Source organism: Polaromonas sp. YR568, from assembly GCF_943369415.1.
GTDB lineage: Bacteria > Pseudomonadota > Gammaproteobacteria > Burkholderiales > Burkholderiaceae_C > Polaromonas.
The window spans coordinates 1-24,782 of sequence record NZ_CALRNF020000014.1 but is presented as its reverse complement, the minus strand read 5'-3'; the positions used below and the strand labels follow the sequence as shown (position 1 = coordinate 24,782).

Here is a 24,782-nt window from a genome sequence, read left to right as displayed (position 1 = left end):
ATTTGAGAATCCATGGCCCAGTTTTTTGAAGTCCACCCCGAAAACCCGCACACCCGGCTGCTCAAGCAGGCGGTGGCGCTGCTTGAGCGCGGCGGCATCGCGGCCGTGCCGACCGATTCGAGCTACGCGCTGGTGTGCCACCTCGACGACAAGGCCGCCGCCGACAGCCTGCGCCGCATACGCGGGGTGGACGACAAGCACCACCTGACCCTGCTGTGCCGTGACCTGAGCGAGCTGGCCAACTACGCGCGCGTCGACAACAAGCAGTTCCGCCTGCTCAAGGCCGCCACGCCCGGGCCCTACACCTTCATCCTCGAAGCCAGCAAGGAAGTGCCGCGCCGCGTGAGCCACCCCTCGCGCAAGACCATAGGCCTGCGCGTGCCCGATCACAAGGTGCTGCAGGCGCTGCTGGAGTTGCACGGCGCGCCGTTGCTCGCCACCACCCTGATTCCGCGCGGCGCAACGGAGCCACTCAACGATGCCCAGGAGATCCGCGAACTGCTGGAGCATGAACTGGCCGCCGTGATCGACGCCGGCGCCTGCCCGCAGGAAGCCACCACGGTCATAGACCTGGCGCCCATGGGCGAGGGCGGCGAGCCCGTCGTGGTGCGCCAGGGGCGGGGTGACCTGGCGGCACTGGGCCTTTAAGGCCGCTGCCCGTGCCCGCGGGCGCGAATGAGACAATCCCGCAATGGATATCGCCAACCTGATTCAAACCGTCGCCATCTACGCGCTGCCGGTGCTCTTCGCCATCACCGTGCACGAGGCCGCTCACGGTTATGTGGCCCGTCACTTTGGTGACAACACGGCCTACATGATGGGACGGCTGACGCTCAACCCCCTCAAGCACATAGACCCCATAGGCACTATCCTGATGCCGCTGCTGCTGTACTTCGCCACCGCGGGAACCTTCCTCTTCGGGTATGCCAAGCCGGTGCCGGTGCAGTTCGGCAACCTGCGCAACCCCAAGCGCGACATGATCTGGGTGGCCCTGGCCGGCCCGGGCGCCAACCTCGCGCAGGCCTTGCTGTGGGGCATCCTGTTTTACGTTCTCGCGGGCGCCGGGATGACCGAGCCCTTCTTCGTCAAGATGTGCCAGGCCGGCATCCTGACCAATGTCGTGATGTTCGTCTTCAACCTGTTCCCGTTGCCGCCGCTGGACGGCGGCCGCGTGCTGGTCGGCCTGCTGCCTTATAAACAGGCACTGCTGGTCTCGCGCGTCGAGCCGTGGGGCTTTTTCATCGTGATGGCGCTGGTGATTTCAGGCGTCATCAGCAACCTCTGGATGCGCCCCCTGATGGACGTGACCTACTCCGTGATCCAAACCGTTTTGACGCCGCTGGCGATGTTGCTGAAATGATGACCCAAGAACCCCCATCCGGCGCCGGCGCCAAGTCCCCCACCCGCTTCCTCACCGGCATCACCACCACCGGCACGCCCCATCTGGGCAACTATGTCGGCTCGATCCGGCCTTCGGTGCAGGCCAGCTTTCGCGCCGACGTGCGCAGCTTTTATTTCCTGGCCGACTACCACGCGCTGATCAAGTGCGACGAGCCGGCGCGCATCCAGCAGTCCACGCTGGAGATCGCCGCCAGCTGGCTGGCAGCCGGCCTGGACCCGGAACGCGTGACCTTCTACCGCCAGTCCGACATCCCCGAGATTCCCGAACTGACCTGGCTGCTGACCTGCGTGACGGGCAAGGGCGTGCTCAACCGCGCCCATGCCTACAAGGCCTCCGTCGACAAGAACGAGGCCGCCGGCAACGACCCGGATGCCGACGTGACCGCCGGCCTCTTCATGTACCCGGTCCTCATGGGCGCGGACATCCTGCTGTTCAAGACCCACAAGGTGCCGGTCGGGCGCGACCAGATCCAGCACATCGAGATGGCGCGCGACATGGCCCAGCGCTACAACCACCTCTACGGCGAGCACCTGGTGCTGCCCGAGGCGGTGATCGAGGAATCGGTCGCGCTGCTGCCCGGCCTGGACGGGCGCAAGATGAGCAAGAGCTACGACAACACCATCCCGCTGTTCACGCCGCGCGAGCAGATGCGCAAGCTGATCGCCGGCATCGTCACCGACTCGCGCGCACCGGGCGAGCCCAAGGACGCCGAGGGCTCGGCCCTGTTCCAGATCTACCAGGCTTTTGCCAGCGCCGAAGAGACTGAAGCATTACGCGGAGCTTACGCCGCGGGCATTGCCTGGGGCGACGCCAAGCAAATGCTGTTCGAACGCGTGGACCGCGAAGTCGCGCCCATGCGCGAGCGCTACCACGCCCTCATGGCCGACCCGGCCGGCATAGAGGCCATCCTGCAGGCCGGCGCGCGGAAGGCCCGCGCCGAGGCCACGCCCTTCATGGGCGAGCTGCGCCAAGCCGTGGGCCTGCGCAACCTGGGCACGCGCCCGGCCGCGCCGGCCAAGGCCAAGGCGGGCAAAGCCGCCGCGCCGGCCTTCAAGCAATACCGCGAAAAGGACGGCCTTTTCTACTTCAAGCTGCAGGACGCCGAGGCCCGGGTGCTACTGCAAAGCCAGGGCTTCGAGTCGCCCCGGGACGCCGCGCAAATGATTGCCGCGCTGCAAAAAGACGGGCAACCGGCGCTGGCGGCGCTGCAGGCCAAGGGGCAGGTCCAGGCCTTGCCGGGCATCGAAGCCGGCGACGTCGCGGCGGCCCTGAAGTTCTTTGCCGAAGCGTCCGCCTCCTGAACATATGTTCATGCGTTGTTGTTTTTTTGGATCAGCGTTCTGAAAAAATACCGGTTCTCCGAGTTTATTTATGCCCCAAAGTTGACACACTGCAGTTATGCTCAATAGCTAATCGGAACAATACTTCAGATATCAATTAATGAGTATTTTTGTAATAGATGACCATCCGCTCATGCGGGAAGCGGTTGTCATGTTGATACGCCGCCTGAGCAGCAAGGCCACCGTCACCGAGCTTGACCGGCTTGCCGCCGTTATGCCCGCCGTGCAGGAATTGGGCGTTCCCGAGCTGATTTGCCTGGATTTGCGGCTGCCCGACACCAACGGTGTCTCCGGCGTGCGCGAGCTCAAGCAGCAATTTCCCAACGTGCCCCTGGTGGTGCTGTCGGCCGCCCCGGCCCAGGACTACGAGGACCTGTCCATCGAGGCGGGCGCCGATGCCTACATCCAGAAGTCCGCCGGCGCCACCGAGATCTCCAACGTCCTGCGCGTCTTCCTGAGCGAAGAGCTGGACCCGGAACCCAGCACCCCCACCGAAAAACTCTCCAAGCGGCAAAAGCAGCTGCTGGTCATGCTCGACAAGGGCATGAGCAACCGCGACATCGCCGAAGAGCTGCAGATCAGCGAGCACACGGTCAAGGTTCATTTGTGGCGCCTCTTCAGGCGCCTGAACGTCAAGAGCCGGTCGCAGGCGAGCCACCTGGCCCGCACCCAGGGATTGCTCTGACAGACCGCTTGCGGTCTGCTCCCATCGGCTAACTTAGATCAGTTCTGCTGGCCGGGTCTCGCCCCGGCGGGCGAGGCACTTTTCTTTGCTTCGCCAAAGAAAAGTACCCAAAAGAAAGGCGACCCTGGCTCCTGCGTCCCTTCGCTGCGCTACGGGCAACCTGCGGTGCTCGTCCAGACGGGGTCAAAAACAACTCGCCTTCGGCTCAAACAAGTTTTTGCCCTGATCCGTCTGGCCCTGCGCTCCTCGGCGCATCCACAAGGGTGGGAGCGGGGACAAGGAATACCAAACAGCCTAAGACAAACCCCGAATACAGAAAACCACAAGGACACGCCGTGGCGTGTCCTTGTTTGTATTGGTATTGGTTTTTTGTCTTTGTCCCCGCTCCCGATCCCGTTCCCGATTGCCCCTTGTGGATGCGCCGAGGAGCGCAGGGCCAGGCGGATCAGGGATCGCGTTGTTTGAGCGGAGTGAAGCGCAGCGAGTTTAGCGAGACCCCGCCTGAACCGAGCACCGCAGGTTGCCCGCAGCGAAGCGGAGGGACGCAGCAACCAGGGTCGCCTTTTTTTGCTTACTTTTTTTGGCGAAGCAAAAAAAGTGAGTCGCATGCCGGGCGACCCCGGCCAGCCGCCCTCAGCAAAGAGCGCAAAGGCCGGAGCAAGATCCGGCCACTAACTCCTCAGCTCAACCCAAAAAACACTCCCCCTCCCAGCCCGGGACGCCAACCCAACAGGATGGCCAAGCGCCTCGCTGAGCCGCGAAACAATAGCCAACCCCAACCCAAACCCCTCCTCCGTCCCCTGCAAGGGAATGCGATAGAACTCCTGGAAGATCGCCTGCTGGTGTTCCTTGGCGATGCCCACACCGGTGTCCCATATTTCGATGCAGGGCACGCCGCGCCGGCGGCGCACGGCCATCAGCACGCCGCCGCGGTGGGTGTTGCGCAGCGCGTTGGACAGCAGGTTGCCGACCAGCCGCTGCAGCAGCACCGGGTCGGACCGGACCTGCCCCGTGGCCCCGCGCACCCTGAGCCGCAGGCTGCGTTCGCGGGCGAAGGGCGCGTACTGCGCTTCCAGGTCCTGCAGCAGCCCGGCCAGGTCGACGTCCTGCGGGTTGACCCTGAGAGGGTCGGCTTCCAGCCCGGCGAGGTCGAACAGGGAGTTGAACAAATCGTTGACGGCCTTGGTCGAGCGAACGATCTTGGGCGTGATCTGCTCGACGAATTCGGGTTCGGCGGCCAGCCAGCCGGCGTACAGGTCCAGCGCGTGCACCGGCTGGCGCAGGTCATGGGCGGCGCTGGCGATAAAGCGGTTCTTGATCTCCACCGCCTCCAGCGCGGCCCGGCTCTGCTCGGTCAACGACTTGATCAGCGTGGAGTTGTCGTACTGCAGCTCGAGGTTGACGCGCTGCACCTCGTGAAAGCGCTGGCCGGAGATGCGGATCACAGCCCAGTAAATCATCACCAGCGCCAGCATGCCGTAGGTGTTGAAGGTGGACGGCATGCCGCTCTCCACCACCAGTTCGTAGAGCAGCGCGATCACGACCGAAATCCCCAGGCCGTTCACATAGCTCTTGAAGCAAGGCAACCAGGACGAAAACGTGCCCACCGCGAAACCGGCCATGCCCACCAGCACAACCATGCAGAGGAACTGGTCGTAGACCGGCGCCTTGAGGAAGTAGATGAACATGGAAGCGCCCCAGGCCATGGCGCTGGCCGGCCAGGTCCAGCCGTAGCGCGCCATGAAGGCATGCAGGGGCGGGCCGCTGACACCGACCAGGGTGCGCTGGTAAATGCTGATGACCCCGTAGCGCGCCAGCGTCACGACGGCCGTCGCCGTCGCCCACAGGCCCAGGGCCACAGGCTCCACGTGGCGGTAAAGAATGGCCACCATGACCACCAGCAGCACCAGCGCCGAGTGCAGGGCCGGCCGGGCATACCGCATGAAGGTGTGGATCAGGCGCATCTCCACCCATTCTTCGCGTGACAGGTCTGCAACGCTCTGGGCGGGCCGGATCGTCTGGGAAGCGTTCATGGGGGCGAGTTTACGTCCCGATGCCGCGCGGCTGGCTGACGCGGCGGGCGGATGTTGCGCGGGGCTGACGAAAACCGGTGCCCGTGTACGCCCGATTGCGTACACTGGGCGCTTGCCTGGGGGCCAGGAGCCCAGACCCAGCCGTGCATGATGGCGCCGCGCGGCGGAGGTATAAAAAATGCAGGATCCGCACATGCAACGCAATGGACAGGCCGAACTCGCCCCCGCGAGCCCGGCGGCACGCGCCGCCTGGCGCACGGCGCTGGCCGTGCCGGCCCTGGACAACCCGGCCAACCCGTCCCGGCTGGCGCTGCTGGCGCTGCTGCTGGCCTTTGTCTACGCCATCCTTTCCACGCCCGCGGCCTATACCTCTCGCCCCGACACCCTGGCCGCCATCATCTGGCCCGCGCCGGCCGTGGCCGCAGCGCTGCTGTGGAACCTGCCCTACCGCCAGTGGCCGCTCTTCCTCGTCGCGGTATTCCTGTCCATGATGCTGGTGGGCGACGCCGACCCGCTGTCGGTGAAGGCCGATGCCGCCTTCGCGCTGCTCAATGTCTTCGAGGTGGCGCTGTTCGCCTTCCTGGGCCGGCGCCTGGTCTGCGAAAAAGGCGACATCGACACCACGCGCAAGCTGGCGCGCTTCATGTTCTTCCTGCCGTTGCTGGCCACCAGCGTGGTGGCGGCCCTGGGCGCCACCATAGGCGCGGTGACCAAGCACACCAGCTGGCTGGAGGAATGGCGCGTCATCCTGCTGGGCAACGGGCTGGCCGTGCTGGTGCTGCTGCCGGCCCTGCTGGCCTGGTGCTCGCGCCAGGCGCGGGCCGCGGCGCCGGCCAGCGACAAGCCGGGCACGGCGCTCGCGGCGGCCGCGCTGGCCGCCGCGCTGATGGCAGCCTCGGCGCTGCTGCCGGGTTTTCCGCTGGAAGTGCTGCGCATACTGCTGGCGCTGGTGATGGTGTGGGCGGCCGTCAGCGGCGGCCTGCGCGCCGCCTCGCTGGGCGTGCTGGTCGCCGCGACGGCCGGCATAGGCCTGGCCATCGCGGGCTACGGCCCCTACAGCGCGGCCCGCGGCGGCGAGGACGGCACCTGGGAGCTGCAGGTGGACCTCGCGGGCCTGGCCGTGCTGTCGTTTTTTACCGGCATCGCGGTGAACGAGCGGCAAAAACTCAACCTGCGCCTGGAACGCGCCCGGCGCTTTGAAACCATGGGTTTTCTCACGGGCGGCATTGCCCACGATTTCAACAACATCCTGGGCGCCGTCGGCGGTTATGCCGAACTCGCGGCGGAGCGCGAAAAATCCGGCCTCCCCGTGCGCGCCGCGCTCGGCGAAGTTGCGGCCGCCGTGGCGCGCGGCAAGGACCTGACCGAGCAGATCCTGCTGGCCGGCCGCCAGGGCGCGCGCACGCGCCAGGCCACCGACCTGCGCGACCTGGTGTCCGAAGCCGTGGTGCTGGTGACACCCTTGTTGCCGCCCGGTGTGCGGCTGGCAGTGGAGGTGCCCGTGGCGCCCGTGCCGGTGCTGGTGCACCGGGGGCAGCTGGCGCGCGCCATCCTCAACCTGCTGCGCAACGCCTCGCAGGCCGCGGCGGGCCGGGTCGAGCTGCGCCTGTCGACATCGGCCGGCCGCGCGCCCGCCGGTTATGCGCGCGAGGCCGACACCGGCGTCGGCGACACGCTCAGCGAAGACTGCGCCTGGCTGGACGTGCTGGACGACGGCGGTGGCGTGGCGCCCGCGCATGTGCACCAGCTGTTCGATCCCTTCTTTTCCTCGCGCTCCTCGGAGGGCGGCAAGGGCCATGGCAAAGGCCACGGCACCGGGCTGGGCCTGGCCATCGTCGCCGGCGTGGCCGCCGACCACGCCGGCGGCGTGGCGGTGTGGACCGGCCGCGGCGAGCGCACGCGCTTCAGCCTCATGCTGCCGCTGCTGACCGCACAGGAGGCCTCGCAGCTGCCCCTGATCGCGCCGCCCGCGCCGCTGGGCCGGGGCGAAACCGTGCTGGTCGTCGCGCAGGATGAGGCGGCGCGCGAACGCACCGAAGACGCGCTGGCCGCCCTGGGTTTTGAACCCGCCGGCTACGACCCCGCAGCCGTCACCGGGGGGCCGCAAGGCCTGCAAGGCCTGGGTGAGCATGCCGAGCTGCTGGTGTGGCTGGATTCACCCGGCGAGGCCGGCGCGCCCGAAAGCCTGCTGGCCGCGCTGCGCGAAACCGACCCCGGCCGGCCGCTGGTGCGCTGCACCGGCGCGGCCGCCGCGAACGGCGACACCGTCATCACACAGGAAGCCGGCGTGGTTACCATAGCCGGTCCCCTGGACGGCGCGGCCCTGCGCCAGGCCGTCAGGATGGCCGCCGGCCTGTCCGACGCCCCGCCGGCCCGGCCCGGCGGCGACAGTGAAGTTGACCTTGACGAAGAAGGCAAGCAGCCATGATGCAGCCCAAACCCCAATCCATCCTGGTCGTCGACGATGACGACGCCCTGCGCAAGCTCCTGATCGACTACCTGACCGGCCACGGCCTGTCGGTGGACGGCGTGGGCACGGCCACCGAGGCGGTGCAGGCGGTTTCCAACAAGGCTTACAGCCTGGTGCTGCTGGACCTGAACCTGCCCGACGGCGACGGCATAGACCTGGCGCGCAAATGGCGCGCCGAGGCCAACATCTCCATCATCTGCCTGACGGGCAGGCTTGAAGAAGCCGACCGCGTGATGGGGCTGGAGCTGGGCGCCGACGACTACATCACCAAGCCCTTTTCGCTGCGCGAAGTGCTGGCCCGCATACGCGCGGTGACGCGCCGCGCCTCGGGCGCGCCCGGCGCACCCACAGGTGAGCCGGCCGGCGAGCGCCCCACCCACAGCAGCGTGCAGGTGCCCGTCACGCGCGGCAAGCACCCGCGCGCCTACCGCTTCGCGGCCTGGGGGCTCAACCTCAACACGCGGCGGCTGACCTCGCCCGAGGGCAAGCCGGTGTCGCTGACCAACGCCGAGTTCAACCTGCTGGCCGTCTTCCTCGGCACGCCCGGGCGCATCATCTCGCGCGAGCAGTTGCTGGAACGCACGCGCGCCTTCGACGACATCTACGACCGCGCCATCGACGTGCAGATCCTGCGCCTGCGCCGCAAGCTCGAAGCCGACGCGAAAAACCCCAAGCTGCTGTGCACCGAGCGCGGTGTCGGTTATTTCCTGAACGCCGAAGTGGAAGCGCTGTGGGACTGATCCTTCAGGCATCCCCGTTCTTCTTTCCATTCCCCCATCGCACCTCTTTTGTGACGCCCTATGACGACTGACCTGATCACCGAACTCGGCAAGCAGCCCATCGCCGGGCCGCTGCCCGCCGGCAACGAGGTGCGCGAAGAGCCCGCCTTCGAACTGCTGGAAGCCGAACTCGCCAAGCTCGCCAGCCCGGTGCACAGCGCGACCATGGACTGGAACAAGGTCACGCAGTGGTCGACGGAGCTGCTCTCCACCAAAGGCAAGGACCTGCTGGTCGCGAGCTACCTGACGGGCGGCCTGCTGGAAACGCGCGGGCTCTATGGCCTGGCCGACGGCTTGCAGGTGCTGGCCGACATGCTGCAGACCTACTGGGACACGCTCTACCCCGGCCTCAAGCGCATGCGCGGGCGCCGCAATGCGGTGCAGTGGCTGGTCGACCGCGTGCAGCAGCGCGCCACCGAAACCGACTGGGGCGCGCTGCCGCCGCAAGAGGCTGAGCTGGTCGCGCGCCTGGTGGCCAGCCTGGCGGCCATGGACGCGGTGCTGGTGGACAAGGACAGCGAAGCGCCTTCGATACGCGCGCTGCAGAGCCTGGTCAACAACCTGACCGTGATCGAAGACAAGCCGGTCCCAACGCAGGCCCCTGCCACGGCCGGCGCCGCGCCCGCCGCCGACAGCACGGCCGCCCCGCCGGCCACGCTTCTGCTGGACTCCGCCGACAACGTCGAACGCGCACTTGAGGAAGCCTGCTCGCGCCTGGGGAGCCTCGCCGAATGGTTCCTGGCCAACGACAGCAGCAACCCGCTGTCCTATCGCCTGAACCGCACGGCCGCCTGGTCGTCGCTGGAAGCCCTGCCGCCCGCCGACGCCGGCCAGACCCGCTTGCCGCCGCCGATTTCGCAGCTCACCGACGCGCTGGCCCGGTTGAAAGACAGCCAGTCCGACGCCGAACTGGTGGCCTTCGCCGAAGCCCAGCTGGCCAACTTCCCGTTCTGGCTGGACCTCAGCGGCATTTGCGCCGCCGCGCTGGGCCGCATGGGCAGCGGCTTCGCCGCCGCGCGCCAGGAAGTCTGCAACGAAACCGCCCGCCTGCTCGCGCGCCTGCCCGGCCTGGAAAAATTGAGCTTCTCCAACGGCATGCCTTTCGCCGCCGTCGACACCCTGGACTGGCTCGCCACGCTGATGCCCGGCATAGCCGCCGGCAGCGCGCCAGCGGCAGCCGGAGGCCGCGCCAGCGACGCGGTCACCGCGGCCATCGGCAATGCCCGCGCGCTCGCGGCCAACGACGACCTCGCCAGCGCGGCCGCCTGCCTGCAGGAGCAGCTCGCGCTGCAGCCCACGGCGCGCGACCAGCTGCTGCTGCAAATCCGCTTGTGCGAGCTGCTGCTGCAGCACCGCCCCGGCGCCGCCCTCAAGGCTTTCGCCCACGCCGTGGTCGAAGCCATAGACCGCCACCAGCTCGGCGTGTGGGACCCGGCCATGGCCCTGGACGGCCTGCAGGTGGCCTACGGTGTGATGGCTCGAAACGAGGAAGACCGCGGCGCGGCGGATGCGCTGCTGGCGCGCATTGTGGCGCTGGATGCGGCGACGGCGGTGAAGCTGGTGACCTGAGCCGGCCGGCTGTTAGCGGGCCGGCGTAGCCGCAGCCGGCGCACCCTGCACCTGCGCCGCGGCCAGTTCCTTGAACATGGCCTGCGTGTCCTGCGGCTTGTGCGGCGACAGCCGCGTGTCCCAGCACACGCCTATCTGCTTGGGCAGCGAGACTTCGATGGCCGGTACGGCGGCCGCGCTGGAGAGCTTGGCCTGCAGGCCGCGTTCCTCGCGGGCGAACTGCGCGTCCTGCAGGCGCTGCTTGTCGGCGGTTTTTTCTTTTTCGAGGCGGTCCAGCTGTTCGAGTTGCTGCGCCGCCTTGAGGATGGCGTCCTGGCCCTCGAAGTTGTAGCGCAGGCCGATCTGGCGCACGCCCAGGGCATCGAGCCGCGCGCGTGCCGCGGGGAATTCGTCGACGTTGAACTGGCGCGAGCCGTCGCGGAAATCCTGCAGGAAACGCACGACACCGCCTGAGCCCGGGTACTTCTTGGTGAGCACCACGTCCTCGATCTTGACCTGCAGCGTGACGTCGCCGCACTGGCGGTCGCCCAGCGGGAAGCTGTCGGTCACGGGGAAGTTGTAGTTGTTGAGCACGCGCGCGCCGGTGGCGCACTGGATGGACAGCACGGTGACGAAGGGCTTGGCCTTGGCGCCGGGGTTGACGCTGGTGGGCTGCGCGGTGATGGTGAGCTGCTGGGTCTGCGCCTTGACGGCGTCGGTCTTCTGCTTGATGTCGGCCAGCATGCGGTCGACCTGCGCCAGCGCCTGCTGCGACTGCAACTGCTCTTTCTGGCCGGCCAGCTTGTCGGTCTGGTCCTGCAGCTCGGCGCGCTGCTGCGTGACGAGCTGCTCCACGCGCTTGCCGGCCGCGTCGTTGAGCATGGGCAAAAACTGCCGCGTGAAGGGCACGCTGTAGCCCAGGGTCTGCACGATGGCGAAGCGGTTGGCGTCGCGCTGCAAAAAGGGCTTGGCCGGGCCGTCGGCAAAGGCCCAGACCGTCCCCTTGGCGCCGTAGAGCTGGTCCAGCATGGCCGTCATGTTGGGCGCGGTCTGCAGCGGCCAGTCGACCTTGGAAGCCCATTCGCTTTGCAGGCTGCAGGAGGCCTGCTCCTCGGTGTAGGCCAGCACGAAGCGCAAGGGCCCGCCCATGAGCTGCCAGACGAATTCGTCGTCGGGGCTGTTGTAGCCCACCTGCCGGCGCAGTTGCACCAGGCTGTCGGCCGTGGACTGCAGGGCCGAGGCCTTGACGGCCGGGTCGGTCGAGAAGCTGTGGAAGTCCACCGCCGCCTGGTAGGCCTTGCCCGGGCCGACGACCACGTCGGTGGCCACGGCGTTGAGGTCCTTGAAGAATTTCTGCAGCGTGGCGGCCGCGCCCAGGTTGTTTTTGATCGTGGTCTGGCCCTGGCCGGCGGAGCCCGAGAGGACTTCCTTCATGGCCTTGCCGCCCACGTTGTTGATGGCACCCACCACGTTGAGCGCGTCGCCCGCGGTGCCGCTGCGGGCGGCCTGCTTGCGCAGTTCGGCCAGTTCGCGCGACAGCCGCAGCCAGCTCGGCAGCTGGGCCGCGGACTGGTCGGCAAACTCTTCGTTGAGGCGGTCCATCACGCGGAAGTAGGGGCTGCGCGCGCTGGTGATCAGGCCCATGGCCGAGCGCCATTCGACCTCGCCGGACAGCGTGCGTTCGGTGCCGGGGAAACCCGCGGCGAATTTCTGCCAGGGCTGCAGGCGGTTGTCCTTGTACCAGACCTCGAAGGCGCTGCGGTGCGCCAGGAACTTCGGGCCGTCGTCTATGCTTTTTTCCATCTCGACCAGGAAGGCGTCGATCTCGCGCTTGCCGGCCGTGGTGAAGGCGGCGGGTACCACCGGCAATTCCGGCCCGGCCGCGGCGCCGCGGGGCCGGCTGGTGCCGCCCCAGAAGTCCTGCACGGTGACGGGCTTGATCAGCGGGTTGCTGTCGGGCAGGCCGGCCAGCCAGGTCAGCGCCGGGTCGTGCAGCGCCAGCTGGTTGAACAGCTGCTGCTCAAAGCGCAGGCGCACCGCCACGTAGGGGTCGTTGGGCGTCGACCAGGCGATGTTGGAGATGTAGAGATCGTTCAGGCGCGCGTAGAGCTCGGGCGTGTAGCGCGAGATGTGCTGCCGCTGCGGCATGGCCAGCAGCGCCTCGCGGTCGGCGCCGCGCTGGTGCGCCTGCAGCAGGTTGATGTAGCGCACCAGGTTGCGCATCTGGCGCGGGAACTCCTTGTTGGGGTCATTCTGCAGGATGCGCTCGGAGTCTTCCTGGTAGTGGGCGTCGGTGACGGGCAATATGTATTTGCGGAAGTTGTCGGTGAAGCTGCTTTTGAGCCGGTCTTCCAGGTCGTCGATGTTGGTGGTCTCCACCATCCACTGGCTTTTCCAGTTGTCGTCGCGGCGCTCGATGATGGAAATGGTTGCGGCCAGGCGCTCCAGCGTGGCCGCGTCGTCCTCAAGCTTGCCGGTGAACTGGATGTTCAGGCGGTCTTTTTCCTGCAGCAGCGACAGCGTCTGCATGTTGTCCATGAAACCGATGGTGATGAAGATGCCGGCCGCGACGCTGAGCAGCACCCAGGCCAGTAGCCCGAGGTTTTGCGTGGCGGTGCGCCAGGGGTTGCGCAGCGAGGCCGGCAGCGAGATGTTGCGGTCCTGCGGCAGTACCCGGCCGAAGAAATCATGCAGGAACAGCCCGGCGTTGGAGCTGGGGTGCTGCGGCACGGGCGGCAGCACCCGGCCCAGCAGGCTGGAGACGGCGCCGCCCTGCTGCAGGCCGCTGCTGAAGAAGAGGCCGCGCAGGAACGGGGTCTCCAGGTAGGCGCTGTCGCCGAAGCAGGCGCGCAGGAAGACTTCGAGGCCGGGCTTGAGCTGGTTCAGCTCGTTGGGAAACAGCAGCAGCTCGGGCGCGACCGGCGTGCCGCGCGCCACCAGCACCGTGCGCAGCACCTGCAGGCGCTCGTGGATGTTGCCGAAGGCCTTGTCCAGGAACTGGTTCTCGCCGGGCTCGCCGCTGTCGGGCTCGGCCAGGTAGCCCATGGCCTGCTCGAGCGAGCTTTCGCTCAGCTGGCGGGCCCACTCTTCCATGCCGTAGAGGCGGTCGCACTGCGTGACCAGCACATAGACCGGAAAGCGCTTGCCGAAGAGGCGTATCAATTGCTCGATGCGCTCGCGGATCACGCGGCCTTCTTCGAGCAGGTCGTCTTTTTCAGGGTGCGACAGGCGCTCGGTGCTGATGGCCAGCACCAGGCCGTTGAGCCCTTCCTTGCCGCGGTATTTGGCCAGCAGGTCCAGGCCCAGTTCCCATTCGCTGCGGTCCTGCTCGAGGTCGGCCGCTTCCACGTAGCGCCCGGCACAGTCGATGATGACGGCGCGGTCGAAGTACCACCAGTCGTAGTTGGCGGTCTGCTCGATGCGGGCGCTCTGGCTGACCTTCTGGATGGACGAGGACAGGCGGGTGCGCGTCAGCGCCGTGGTCTTGCCCGTGCCGGAGCGGCCCACGATCATGTACCAGGGCAGCACGTAGAGCGGGTTGCCGAAGCGCTTGAGGCTGGAGGCGCGCAGCGTGGCCGCGGCCGTCTTCCATTTGCGGATCAGCACCGCGCGCGGCGAGGACTGCTTGGCCGCCCTGTCCTGGTTGGCCGGCGACACCTGCGCCATGAGGCTGCGCGAACGGTAGACCAGCACCAGCCGGATGATGAAACGCGCCAGCAGGTAAAAGCCCAGCACCCCGAAGAACACCGCCACGGCGGCCCACAGCGGCCAGTCCATGTAAAGGGCCAGGCCCCAGCTCAGCAGCGCCAGCACCGTAAGGACCAGCAGCCACAGGAGGAATGTGCGCAAGGCTTTCATTTGATCTGCGCCATGATGGAGTTGGCCGTCTGCCAGATGATCAGGTGGTAGATGCCGTAGAGCACGGCCAGCACGACCAGCGGTGCCAGCAGCACGCTGAGCGTCAGCGAGGAAATGCGCCAATGCCAGCGGCCGTCGGCCTGCTGCTTGCCGCGCGTGAGATTGGCGTAGGCCTGCGGAAACATCACCTTGCCCGAATCGCCGTAAAGGCCTTCGCCCTCGTGCACCAGCTGCTGCAGGCAGGCCTGCTTGATGTCTTCCAGCGTCTTGGGATTGCGGTCATGGCCGTAGCGCCCGGCAAAGCCCATGCTGAGGCAGAAGAAATAAACCTCGCGCACCGCGAGCTGCTGCGGGCCCAGGGCTTCGAGGCGGGTGAAAAATTCGACGCCGGCGCTGGACACGTTGAAATAGCGTTTTTGCAGCAGCAGGCGCTTCCATTCCTCGGCGCCGGCCCAGGCGGTGGCCAGCAGGATTTCGTCGGCCCAGGCGGCGACGGCGAACATGCCGCTGAGCGTGTCGGCCTCGGCGATGCCGGTTTCCTGCGCCTTGCGGCGCGCGTCGCCCAGCAGGCTGTCGAGCTGATCCTTGACGGAGGCCGTGCTTCCCGTGGGCGTGCCCTGGAAATGGCGCACGAACGCCATGAAGGGAATGAAGCAGTCAACAAGGCGCACGTTATCTCCGCAACACGACAATTTCGGCCTTGAGGTCGGCCGGTGCATCCGTCCAGTACAGCGCGATAGAGCCCTCGCGCTCCACCATTTCCCACTGCTGGCTCATCTGCTCGATACGGAAGTAGTAGGAGTATGACCTGCGCGGCAGCCCCTGCGGCGCCGCCACCATGTGAATCAGTTCCAGCCCCGGCAGCGCGTGCGAGATCAGCCCCGGCATTTCGTCGGTGGCGGCCAGGCGCGCGTCGCGCTGCACCGAATCGACCACCCACTCCATGTCTTTTTCGGTGCGTATCACCAGGTAGAAACGGTTGCGCTGGCCGAAGAAGTTGCGCGGCAACTGGCCCACCAGGTAATCGCCCTGCGGCTGCAGGATGGCCAGGAACTCGGGGCCGACGGTGATTTCGTTGAGCAGGTGGCTGACCATGGTGCGAACCCGGTCGAAGCATTTGCCGAGGTCGCTGTGGTCATAGGGCGGCAGGCCGGGCGTGCCGTCCTCGGCCTCGCCCAGCATGTTGAAGCGCTCCGAAAACGAACTCAGCTCGCCGATCAGCTGGCGCATCGCGCCGTAGGCCAGCCAGGGGTGGACCTGGCGCGTCTCGGTCAGGTGAAACAGGTAGGGGCTGGCGCGGTTCAGCGAGCGCAAGGCCAGCAGGAACACCATGTAGCTCGCGTCGAATTCGGCCTTCTGCATTTCGCGCGGGCTTTTGTATTCCTGCAGCTGGCGCGCGCGCCCGGTCAGTTCGTCGCGGATGTCCTTGACCAGGCGCAGCAGCACGTTGGAGCCGGAAATCGCATAGCAGGGCGGAATGAAGCTCTCGGACACCTTGATGGCGTCGCCGTCGCGCACCAGGCGCGCGATGGGGATCAGGCTGTAGTCCTGCAGCTTGTCGATCTCGCCCTCGAAAAACACCTTGACCACGTGCAGCAGCGTGCGCACCTGGGCGGCCGGGCCGTCCGAATACAGGTCGGCCACCTCGGGCGGGTTGGCCAGCGTGGCGTAGCGGGTGGAGACGCCGCCGGCTTCCGTCAGGTCGGCGGCGATGGTCACGTTGTTTTCGGTGGCGCTGAGTTTTTTCAGGCCCAGGTAGACGGTGAAGGGCTTGTCGCCTTCCACCCAGTCCGCGTCGAAGGGCCTGGCCTTGATGACGGCGTTGCCCGGGTATTCGATGTAGCTGCGGTCGGGGAACAGCAGGCGCGCGGCCTGCACTTCGACCGTGCGGTTGGTGGCGGCCGCGCTGACGAGCTCAAGCTCGCCCACGCCCCAGAAATGCGGCAGGCCGGACTCCTGCAGGGGCTTGTGCTGGAACTGGTTGTGCAGGTCAGCCATCTGGAAATGCTGGGACTGCAGGAACATGCCCTGGTGCCAGTAAATGCCTTGTTTTTCTTCCATGTGCTGCCTGCTGTCCTTATTTGTCCAGTTTTTTCACTGTACTGGCGGCGTTCATCGCATCGTTGAGCGAATCCGGCGTCAATTTGATCTCGCGGCCCCCGCCATCGAGCGGAACCGCCTCGCTGTTCTTTTTCCCCGCCGGGTCCCGGTTCAGCCGCTCGGCATTGAGCAGTTCGTCCGGTCCGAAATTAAGGCGCACCGCCAGGGTCGCCGGGGCGGCCTTGTAGGTTTTGCTGACCATGCCCTCGCTCTCGACCGTGAGCGGCACCTCGAACAGTCGCGCGCTGCGGGCCGCCTCCATCTGGTAATAACCGGCCGTGACGCCCACGAATTTCGCCTTCTGCGCCCGGTCCAGCTGCAGGATGGAATGCTGGCCCGGCGCCACGACGTAGCGCGCGAAATGCACAAACCCTTCACCGCCCTTGCCGCTTTCCAGTGATTTTCCCACCAGCGCCGTGTCGGCGATCAATTTATAGAAGGCCGCGGAATCTTCCATCTGGTAAACACCGAGTACCAGCGTGTGGGCCTCGCCGCCGTATTCATTGAGCCGGTTGTCGGCCTCGACCTCCACCAGGATGGCGTTGCGCGCGAACTCCCAGGCGATTTCGGCCACGGCTTCCTTGCGCGTGTTGCCGCCCATCAGGGAATTGGCCGTGGCGCAGCCCGACAAGGCCGCCGCCGCCATGCCGGCGGCCAGGCAGGCGCCAGCCACCCGCCATGCACGCACCCGCCGGGACCTTTGTTCAACCAAGTTTTGCCCTGTTCGTAATTAAAGGTAATTTTGGTGAATTCATTCGGGAAGATGATAATAAGCCATGCAAATTGGAGCGGCAATTTACCCGGGGCTTGTCTGCATCGCCATGGCGCTGCCGGCCCTGCCCGCCTTGGGCCAAAGCACTCCCGCCACGGCTGCAAGCCCGTCCGTTCCCGACGTCCTCGCCGACATTGAACTGCCGCCCGCACCCGTGCTGGCCCCGGTGCTCTATGCCTATGCCACGCTGGGCAGCACCAGCACCGTCGAATCGACCTGCTGGCAGGTGCTGATCCCCGAACGCCAATACCTGATCCGCGAGGAGAACGCCAAACCCTGGCTGCTGCGCAATGCCGTGCCGCTGATAGGCGCAGCCATGGGCGGCTTCACCGGCGGTTTCCTGCTCAAGCGCCATGCGACCGCCGCCGTTTACAAACGCTGGGCCGTGCCGGTGATCCTCGGCAGCGCCGGTGCCGGCTTTGTGCTGGGCCCGGGCGGCGTGACCGGCGCCGTCGTGGGCGGCGCCATCGGCGACAAACTCGGCAAGCAGAAACCGGCCATCACCGCCGCCGGCATGCTGGGCGGTGCGCTGGCCGGCAAGGCGCTGTGGGACATGGTGTTTCCGCCCGCCGTGCCGCCGGCGCCCGGCAACGACCCCGATGACGACATCCCCGTGGAAGTCTTCCTGCGCGACAAAACCTGCGGCACGCGGCTGCAGACGGCGCTCAGCCAGTCGGTCTACCGCGTCGGCTACCGCTTCAACAACGAGGAGCGCGTCGCCGAACTGCCCTACGACCCGGGCGAAGCCCTGCTGGTCAGCGCGGGGGGCGATATCACCGGCCCGGCCCGCAAGCGGCTGGACTGAGAGCGGCGCTAAACCCGGAAAAATCCGCGGATTCACACCAGCCTCAGGATGGTGGCTTCCGCATCCGCTTCCTCGGCATAGGGCATGAAAAGAATCGAGTCAGGGCAGCCCTTGACCTTGACGAAGTAGGACGTGTTGTCATCGACCTGGTTGCGCACCGCCCACGCGGTGTATTCATTCCCGGCGACTTCGATCTTCATCCCCTCCTGCGCGAACTCCAGCGTGGTCTTTTCCGGCAGCATGGTTTTGGGGCCCACGGCCTGGAACTGGATTTCGGCGCCGCCGCCCTGCACGCCGAACACCACGCCCGGCCAGGCGCCGGCCACAGGGCCTATCTCGAACCACTGGCCCAGGCGCTCGTTGCCGAGCACGTCGAAGCGGAATTCAGCCGGCGCCGCCTTGCCCGGCACATTGGCCTTGGCCACGATTTTCGCGGGCCAGCTCGCGCCCGATTCCAGCAGCCGCTCGGCCTGCGCCATGAGCGCCGGCAGCGGGGCCTCTTCCGGCGGGACGGAGTTCCACAGCGTGAGGATGGGAAAGTTGCCGCCGCGCGCGCCGCGCAAGGCCGAGGCCATCAGCGACAGGCCGTAGCGCACCGAGGGCTTTTTCACCTCATCGCCGTCGACCAGCACCAGCCAGGCGTCGGCCTTCGCCTCCAGCATGGCGTCGAGCGCGATGCGCCAGGCCAGCTTGTCGGGCTGGTCGGCCCAGAAGTGGCCCTTGCATTGCAGGCCGTAGCGTTTGAGCACCGCGGTGACGGCGGCCACGCGGGGCTGGTCTTCCTTGAGGGCGGTGATCCAGACGGTTTTCATGGGATGTCCTTGAGGCTTGTCGTCAGGCGGGGCAACTCAGGGCGCCAGTATCAGCACCCTGAGCTGGCTGGGCACCAGCGATACGCCGGGGCAGTTGGTGGAGTTCTGCAGGTTCATGCTGGTCATGCGGGTGGCCGGCATGCCGCCGACCAGCACCGTGAAGGCACCGGTCAGGGCGCGCGACGGCCCCATCATGGTGCCGGAAGCCACGCCGCCCATCAGACCGGCGTTGTCTCCGTTGGTGATGGGGATGATGGTGCCCATATTGTGCGCGGGCGTGCCGCCGGTCAGCACGTTGTAGGCGGCCGGGACACCCATCATGCCGGTGGCAATATTGGGATAAGGCAGGGGGGTGGGAATGGGCCCCGCAGGGGACGGAATCGGCGTGATGCAGACGTCCGGGAAACCCATATTCATCCCGCCCATTTGTGAGTTGGCAAACATGGAAAACTCCTAGCCGAGGTGAATCTGTTCGCCGTCCAGCTTGACCAGCTCATCGGCCGTCATCAAGGTGTATTTGGCATGCATTTGCAGGCTGCCCTCGGCCTGGTAGTCGATCTGGCCGGCCCTGACCTGGTCCATCTCGTCGACCACGCGGTAGGAGCGGGACACACGCTGGTGGCAACGTTCAAGGATGGAGTCAAAGCTGCGGCCCACGGACTTCACGCGGTCCACGCAGCTGCGCCAGGCGTCGCCCACCAGGGACAAGTCATACACCGTCACCTCGCCCTTGAGGGCTTCGACCTTGAGGCTTGCGGACTGCATCGCGATGTCGCGCGCGGACTCCATGCTTATGCCGTCACGCGCGGAGACGGTGAGCCGGCCGCTCTGCATCCTGATCTGCGCGTCGCCCGGCAGGCTCAGGGTGGACGGCCGCCCCGCGTCGCGCTCCAGCACGGCCAGCACGTAATCGCCCGCCTCCATGTCGGTGACCAGCAGCACCTTGTCGCCGACCAGCGGCTCCAGCAGGCAGCTGGCCGCCTTGCGCGCCCGGTAAACCGCCGCGTCGGTGTGCACCACAAAGTCGTCGCCGGCTTCGGCAACGATGCCGTACTGCTGGAATATCGCGACCAGCTTGGGTTGAATGGCCAGGTTGCTCATGCTTGTTCCTTCTGAAAATCAAAAATCGCTGTCACTGTGAATATGAATAAGGCGGCGTGAGGCAGCGCCTCATGCCCGCCGGCCCCAGTCTTCGGCCTCGGCCAGTTCCGGGTCGGTTCCCAGCGCAAGGTCGCGACTGGAATCCTTCCAGACGGTTTTTTCTTCCCTGGCCCGGTGCAGCACCGCCCGGAACAGTTTGGCGCCGGTGAAGTCGGCTTCCGACAGGTCGGCATGCGAAAAGTCGCAGTAGGTCAGTTCGGCCGATTGAAACCGTGCGCCGCGGCAAACCGCCTTGGTGAACTGGGCCTGGTACAGGTTGGCGCGGCTCAAATCTGCGCCGCCCAGGTCGGCCTCGATGAAGATCGCCTGCTGCAGCGCCGCGCCCTCCAGCACCGCCCCGTGGAGGCGGGCGTTGGGAAACAGCGTGTTGCCCGCCGCGCATCCGCGCAGCACCGCGCCGTCGAGAATCGCGTCCTTGAAATTGCACTGGGTCAGGTCCGAGCCCGAAAAGTCCACCCCGCTGAGGTCGGCGCCTATGAACTGGGTTGCCGCCAGCCGCATGTTCGTCAATGCCAGCCCGGCAAGCTTTGACTTGACGAAGATGGCGTTGGCGCAGATGGCGCCCGCCAGGCCGCTGCCGGACAAATCGGTTTCGAGGATCGCCGTCTGCTTGAGCATCGCCTCGCGAAACTCCGCTCCCGGAAGTTGCGACTGCAAAATGGCCGCGCGGTCCAGGTTGGCGCCCGTGAACCGCGCCTGCGACGCGTTGCATTCCACCAGCTTGGCCATCGTCATGTTGGCGGCTGAAAAATCCGCGCCTGACAGGTCGCAGCGTATGAATGCGGCCGTCGCCAGGTAAGCCGAGGACAGGGCCGTTGCCGAGAGCGTGCAGTCCACCATCCGCGTGATGTGCAGGCTCGCCTGCGAGAGTGTGGCCCCGCTGAAGTCGCAGTTGGAGAACAAGCTCTCCGCGAGCGTGGCGCCCGCCAGGTTGCAGGACGCGAAGGAAACCCTCTCGAAAATCCCGCCGGAAAGATCCGCGCCGGACAGGTCCAGCCCGGCGCAACTGGCGTCCTGCGCGATTTCCCCGTTGTGGATCAACTCCAGCAGTTCGTCGCGGTTCATGATGTCTGCGCCCCCAGCAAGACGGCTTTCTTGAGGTTTGCCTTGTCAAGAATGGTTGAGGCGTCGCGGATCGCCCTCAGCAGGTCCGCGCCGAAAAGGTTGCAGCCGCTGAAGTTGGCGCTCCGCAAGTCGGCTTTCTGCAGGATGGCCTGCCTGAAGTCGGCCCCGGAAAGATCCGCCTGTTTCAGGTCGGTCCTGACCATGCGCACGTTGACGCCCTTGGCTTTCTGGAAATCCACGCGCGGCATGCTCGCCTCCGAAAAATCACCGTCGCTGAGATCGGCTTCGGCAAAAACGGATTCGGCCAGGTCGGTTCCCCGCATATTGGCCTTGTGCAGTTTGGCGCCGCGAAAATTGGCCCTGTCCAGGCGGCTGTCCTTGACCACGCACACCTTGCTCAGGTCGGCGCCGGAAAAATTCACGCCGCTTCCCATGGCGGACAGCAAAATCGCCTGGCTGAGATTGGCGCCGCTGAAATCGGCGTTGTCGATCTGGCAATTCATGAACAGCGCCTTGCTGAAATCCGCCCCGGCAAACCGGACGCCGCGCAAGTCAACCGGCGGCTGTTCCGGTATCTCTTCAATGGACAGCTCCTGCGGTTGCAGGTCCACCTCAATGAACTTCGCGCCGTGCGCCTTCACGCCGGACAGGTTGGCGCCGGCAAACCGCGCACCCATGAAGTCACAACCCTCCAGGTTGGCCCCGGACAGATCAATGCCTGCCAGATTGGCGCCCGCCAAAACAGCCTCGGCCAGGTCCGCGCCCGCGGCCTTGGCGCCCGACAACACGGCAAAACCCATGTTCGCCTTCCTGAAGCCGGCACCTGCGAGTGTTGCGCCGGTCAAAACAGCGTGGGCCAGCACGGCGCCCGCAAACCTGGCGTTCTGAAGGTTGGCGCCCGAAAGATTCACAGACTCCATCAACGCATTCGAAAAATCGGCGCCCGACAGGTCAAGCCCCGAAAGATCGGCGCCCGTGAAGTCACGCCCCGCAAACTGCCTGCCGGATGCGGGCGCCGCGGACAGCTCCGTCCTTGCGGCCTCGGACGCCTCCGCGGGCATGGCCGCGGCAGCGCCCTGCAGGTGGCCATGCTTGCGGTAGCTGTCCATCCGCATGGCATCGGCCTGCGCAAGCCGGGCTGACAGCGCCGGGTCGGCAGCGAGCCGGTCAAGGTCCGCATTGGGCTGCCCGATGGACTGCAGCTCCGCCCCGCCGCCCTGCACCTGCTGCAGGACCTGGGCTGCCAGGGGCCTGGGCGGCCCGCTGCCCTGGCGCTTGGCATCTGCCATGACCTGGTCAAAGTCGAGCTTGTTCTCGACGCAGGCCGCGCGGATACGCTCCATGGCCTCGGCCTTGTTGCGCTGCCCTTCTTCCAGGCCTTTTTTGAGCAGTTCGTCCATGTCGGCCTTGAACTTTGGGAGCTCCTCCAGCGTCGGTGGCGCAGGGTCGGGCTCAATCGTCATGGCCATTGCACGGTCAATGTCGCTGGTATCGGGCGGCGCAAGGCCGTTGGCACGATGCGCCTGCAAAAGCTCCTCTTTCATTTTCGAGAGCTTTTCCCTGGACTCACTCAACACTTTTTCCTGCTTGCGCAGCAGGTTTTTGCGATGCAGCTGGTTGGGCCGGATCATCGCCTCCATACCGTCGTCGTCTTCGGCATCCGGCCCCGATTGACGCTGCGGCATATCGGGCAGCAAAGGCGCGTCATTGAGCGCATGCACGGCACCGAGCTTGCGATCCAGCCTGATCGCCAGAACGTCCTTGTAATGCTGCTCGGGCTTTGGGGCGGCCAGCGAATCCGCGCCGGCGAGCAGGTGCAGCACGTCCGCCCCATCGTCGGTGGAGATCTCCGCCACGCCCCGGAAAAGCACAATGCCGCGCTCGGCACCGGGGAACAGGAACAGCGTTTCGGCCCGTGTCGGCACTTCCTGGAAGACGTCGCCGCCGGGCATCTTGCGGGTGATGAAACAGCGCGAGGCACACCCCGGCAAGCGGCCGGATACCGTGTCTTTTTCCGCGTGCATGCCGGACACCTCGAAGGCCTCCTGGCCCGCGAAGAAGCCGCCCAGCCATTGGTCTTCGGGACCGGCATTAAAAATGGTCCAGTCCATGTCGGCCGCGAAGCCCGGGAAACGGGTCTCCAGCCATTTCTGGTCATGCGTGCCCGCTTTGGAAAAACGCTGCGGCCAGCTGAAATCGATCGGCCCAAAACCGGCCGGCGGCGGCCGGTCGTCGGTGAACACGACCGGCTTGCCCGGAAGCTCGATGTTGGGCAGCAGCCAGGGCGCGCCGGCGTCGGCCGGCGGCATGCCTTTGCCGGCGGGGTTCTGCGGGTAGCCGGGTCCGCCGAACGCGTTGCCATAGTCCATGCGAATACTGGTGAAAGGCTCAGGCTCGCTGATCGAAGACACCGGCCCGCGCTTGTTCCAGTGGCGGTTCCCGAATACATGCAGGTTCTTGGCCTGGGCGCCAACGCGGACCCGCACCGGCAAGGCCGTCACCGGCCCCGCGGCAGGCGCATGGCACTGGCCGTAGACCAGGAACTCACCGTGCTTCTTGGGCATGCCCATGTCCAGCACGGCATCCTTGCCCAGCGCGGTGGCCAGGAACTTCCACATCGATACCTCGGACAGCAGCCGCCCGGGTGTATCGAAAGCGAAATACGCCATGGTGGTGACGGCCAGATAAAACCGGCCCTCGAACTCATAGGTTCGGGACTGGAGCGCAAGGCGTTGGGGCTTGATGACTCGCATGTGATCAAGTCCAGATGTGAAGAACCGCGGTCGCGATCATGTTCATATCGGTGTGGATGTTGTTCACGTTTTGCCGCAAGGCCATGACGTGGTTGGTCAGCAATGTGACGGTGTTCGATTGCTCAACCGCCACGGCTTTCGCCTCCAGCATCTTGGCATTGATTTCGGTCGCGGCGTTAAGGGTGTTCTTGGTGCCGAAGGTGGCGTCCGCCGTGGCGCTCAGCGCGACCTTGAGTTCGGCACTGAGCGCAAATGACATCTTCCCGCCAATGTACAGGTCGTTTTTGACACCGAGATACGTCGAGTTGCTCAGGCCCATCATCATGTCGCTCTTCATGCCGAAATAAAGCGAACTGCTCATGCCGTAGGTGTGGCTGGTATCCATGCCGCGGGTCAGCTTGATGCTGTTGCCGCGCACGACCGAGGCACTGTCCCCAAAAGTCACGGAGTTGGAATTGGCCTGCGTATAGCTTGTCTTGTTGGTGCCCACGATTTCCCGGACGCCATCCGCAGGGAGCACTTTCAGGCTGGCATTGAGATCGCCCAGATTGCCCAGTGTGTACAGGTCAGCCATGCTCCAGCCTGCGAATGGCGGTGCCGGTGCGGGCGCCGGTGCCGGGGCAGGCGCCGGCGAAGGTCCCGGTGCGGGAGCGGGGGCGGGGGCGGGCGCAGGAGTACTTGACGTGATCAGCTGGTACTGGAACTTTGACGTTCCGTCTGCGCCGCCGGTCGGCTCCGCGTACAGGTTCAGGTGCCTGGCAAAGATTTCCAGCATACCCGGCGAGGTTGGCGGCTGGCTGACCGGGCGCTGGTTGTCCAGGTCGATCATGGTTGTTTTGGCGAGCGCCTGCAAGTCACCCGGATTTGGCGCGGCCACCGGAAACTTGCCGGCGGACCCCGCCTTGAGCACCATGGCCCCCACCGGGTTCAGCCCCATGTTTCCCTGGGTCTCGCACAAAACGCCGTAGTTCTGCTTCCACGGCTCCAGGGTCGCGATGTTGTAGACCGACTGCGGGTCGGTCGCGGCGCCCATGCGCAGGCTCGACTTCAGGATGGGGCTGTAGAGCTGCAGGTGCTGGCGGGTTTTGGTGTCTTCAAACTCCATGAATCCGCCACCGGCCGACTTGATGATGTCCTTGCTCGGGTTCTTGTTGTTGACGACGCTGGGGTTCTCGGAGTTCGGGGCCGCGTTGACGATC

The 24,782-nt window shown here is 66.1% G+C and carries 19 protein-coding genes; 8 read left to right on the top strand and 11 right to left on the bottom strand.

Annotated features, from left to right (window positions below):
- The first annotated feature begins 12 nt into the window (after window positions 1-12).
- The 4 genes from ACLV74_RS10670 to ACLV74_RS10655 all read left to right on the top strand — a co-directional run bounded on the left by ACLV74_RS10670 (window position 13) and on the right by ACLV74_RS10655 (window position 3,427).
- The gene (locus tag ACLV74_RS10670) at window positions 13-648 is read left to right on the top strand and encodes an L-threonylcarbamoyladenylate synthase (RefSeq protein WP_411879376.1); all 636 of its coding nucleotides are present in this window, start codon (window positions 13-15) and stop codon (window positions 646-648) included.
- Between the two features lie 43 nt (window positions 649-691).
- The gene (locus tag ACLV74_RS10665; RefSeq protein ID WP_411879375.1) at window positions 692-1,360 is read left to right on the top strand and encodes a site-2 protease family protein; all 669 of its coding nucleotides are present in this window, start codon (window positions 692-694) and stop codon (window positions 1,358-1,360) included.
- Entirely contained in the window at window positions 1,360-2,703 is a 1,344-nt protein-coding gene (locus tag ACLV74_RS10660; protein ID WP_411879374.1) for a tryptophan--tRNA ligase, read from the top strand. Before ACLV74_RS10665 ends, ACLV74_RS10660 begins: the two co-directional genes overlap by 1 nt.
- Before the next feature lie 139 nt (window positions 2,704-2,842).
- Complete coding sequence (locus tag ACLV74_RS10655; protein WP_411879373.1) at window positions 2,843-3,427, top strand: LuxR C-terminal-related transcriptional regulator; 585 nt, start codon at window positions 2,843-2,845, stop codon at window positions 3,425-3,427.
- Between the two features lie 671 nt (window positions 3,428-4,098).
- Here the strand turns inward: ACLV74_RS10655 and ACLV74_RS10650 are convergent.
- Window positions 4,099-5,460, bottom strand: coding sequence for a sensor histidine kinase (locus tag ACLV74_RS10650; protein ID WP_411879372.1), 1,362 nt, complete (start codon window positions 5,458-5,460; stop codon window positions 4,099-4,101).
- A gap of 193 nt (window positions 5,461-5,653) precedes the next feature.
- Here ACLV74_RS10650 and ACLV74_RS10645 point away from each other — a divergent pair, with 193 nt between their 5' ends.
- Genes ACLV74_RS10645 through tssA form a run of 3 tightly spaced genes read left to right on the top strand, consistent with a single transcriptional unit; the run spans window position 5,654 to window position 10,278 of the window.
- Window positions 5,654-7,888, top strand: a complete 2,235-nt coding sequence (locus ACLV74_RS10645) for an MASE1 domain-containing protein (protein WP_411879371.1) — start codon at window positions 5,654-5,656, stop codon at window positions 7,886-7,888.
- Window positions 7,885-8,670, top strand: coding sequence for a response regulator (locus ACLV74_RS10640; protein WP_411879370.1), 786 nt, complete (start codon window positions 7,885-7,887; stop codon window positions 8,668-8,670). Before ACLV74_RS10645 ends, ACLV74_RS10640 begins: the two co-directional genes overlap by 4 nt.
- Before the next feature lie 60 nt (window positions 8,671-8,730).
- Window positions 8,731-10,278: a type VI secretion system protein TssA gene (gene tssA, locus ACLV74_RS10635; RefSeq protein WP_411879369.1), complete on the top strand. Its 1,548-nt coding sequence runs from the start codon at window positions 8,731-8,733 to the stop codon at window positions 10,276-10,278.
- A 12-nt stretch (window positions 10,279-10,290) separates the two neighbouring features.
- On the opposite strand, the gene ACLV74_RS10630 is transcribed toward tssA, so the two are convergent.
- Genes ACLV74_RS10630 through tssJ form a run of 4 tightly spaced genes read right to left on the bottom strand, consistent with a single transcriptional unit; the run spans window position 10,291 to window position 16,903 of the window.
- A complete protein-coding gene (locus ACLV74_RS10630) occupies window positions 10,291-14,106 on the bottom strand; it encodes a type VI secretion protein IcmF/TssM N-terminal domain-containing protein (protein WP_411879368.1) in 3,816 nt (1,271 codons plus the stop codon).
- Between the two features lie 5 nt (window positions 14,107-14,111).
- Window positions 14,112-14,786, bottom strand: a complete 675-nt coding sequence (locus tag ACLV74_RS10625; protein WP_411879367.1) for a DotU family type IV/VI secretion system protein — start codon at window positions 14,784-14,786, stop codon at window positions 14,112-14,114.
- A gap of 1 nt (window position 14,787) precedes the next feature.
- Complete coding sequence (gene tssK / locus ACLV74_RS10620) at window positions 14,788-16,176, bottom strand: type VI secretion system baseplate subunit TssK (RefSeq protein WP_411879366.1); 1,389 nt, start codon at window positions 16,174-16,176, stop codon at window positions 14,788-14,790.
- Window positions 16,177-16,192: 16 nt separating this feature from the next.
- Window positions 16,193-16,903 (bottom strand): type VI secretion system lipoprotein TssJ, encoded by a 711-nt coding sequence (gene tssJ / locus ACLV74_RS10615; protein ID WP_411879365.1) that lies wholly within the window; start codon window positions 16,901-16,903, stop codon window positions 16,193-16,195.
- An 88-nt stretch (window positions 16,904-16,991) separates the two neighbouring features.
- On the opposite strand from tssJ, the gene ACLV74_RS10610 reads away from it, so the two are divergent.
- Window positions 16,992-17,792: a hypothetical protein gene (locus ACLV74_RS10610; RefSeq protein ID WP_411879364.1), complete on the top strand. Its 801-nt coding sequence runs from the start codon at window positions 16,992-16,994 to the stop codon at window positions 17,790-17,792.
- A gap of 32 nt (window positions 17,793-17,824) precedes the next feature.
- Here the strand turns inward: ACLV74_RS10610 and ACLV74_RS10605 are convergent, their stop codons facing one another.
- The 6 genes from ACLV74_RS10605 to ACLV74_RS10580 form a co-directional block, all read right to left on the bottom strand.
- On the bottom strand, window positions 17,825-18,604 hold the full coding sequence (locus tag ACLV74_RS10605; RefSeq protein ID WP_411879363.1) for a hypothetical protein: 780 nt from the start codon (window positions 18,602-18,604) through the stop codon (window positions 17,825-17,827).
- A gap of 36 nt (window positions 18,605-18,640) precedes the next feature.
- Window positions 18,641-19,048, bottom strand: a complete 408-nt coding sequence (locus ACLV74_RS10600; RefSeq protein WP_411879362.1) for a DUF4150 domain-containing protein — start codon at window positions 19,046-19,048, stop codon at window positions 18,641-18,643.
- Window positions 19,049-19,057: 9 nt separating this feature from the next.
- A complete protein-coding gene (locus tag ACLV74_RS10595; protein WP_411879361.1) occupies window positions 19,058-19,705 on the bottom strand; it encodes a DUF3540 domain-containing protein in 648 nt (215 codons plus the stop codon).
- A 69-nt stretch (window positions 19,706-19,774) separates the two neighbouring features.
- Window positions 19,775-20,830 carry a pentapeptide repeat-containing protein gene (locus ACLV74_RS10590; RefSeq protein WP_411879360.1) on the bottom strand — a complete coding sequence of 352 codons (1,056 nt, stop codon included), beginning with the start codon at window positions 20,828-20,830 and terminating at the stop codon, window positions 19,775-19,777.
- Window positions 20,827-23,583, bottom strand: coding sequence for a DUF2169 domain-containing protein (locus ACLV74_RS10585; RefSeq protein ID WP_411879359.1), 2,757 nt, complete (start codon window positions 23,581-23,583; stop codon window positions 20,827-20,829). The genes ACLV74_RS10590 and ACLV74_RS10585 overlap by 4 nt, the downstream gene beginning before the upstream one ends.
- Window positions 23,584-23,587: 4 nt before the next feature.
- Window positions 23,588-24,782, bottom strand: a 1,195-nt coding sequence (locus ACLV74_RS10580) for a hypothetical protein (RefSeq protein WP_411879358.1), incomplete at its 5' end; no start/stop codon positions are given.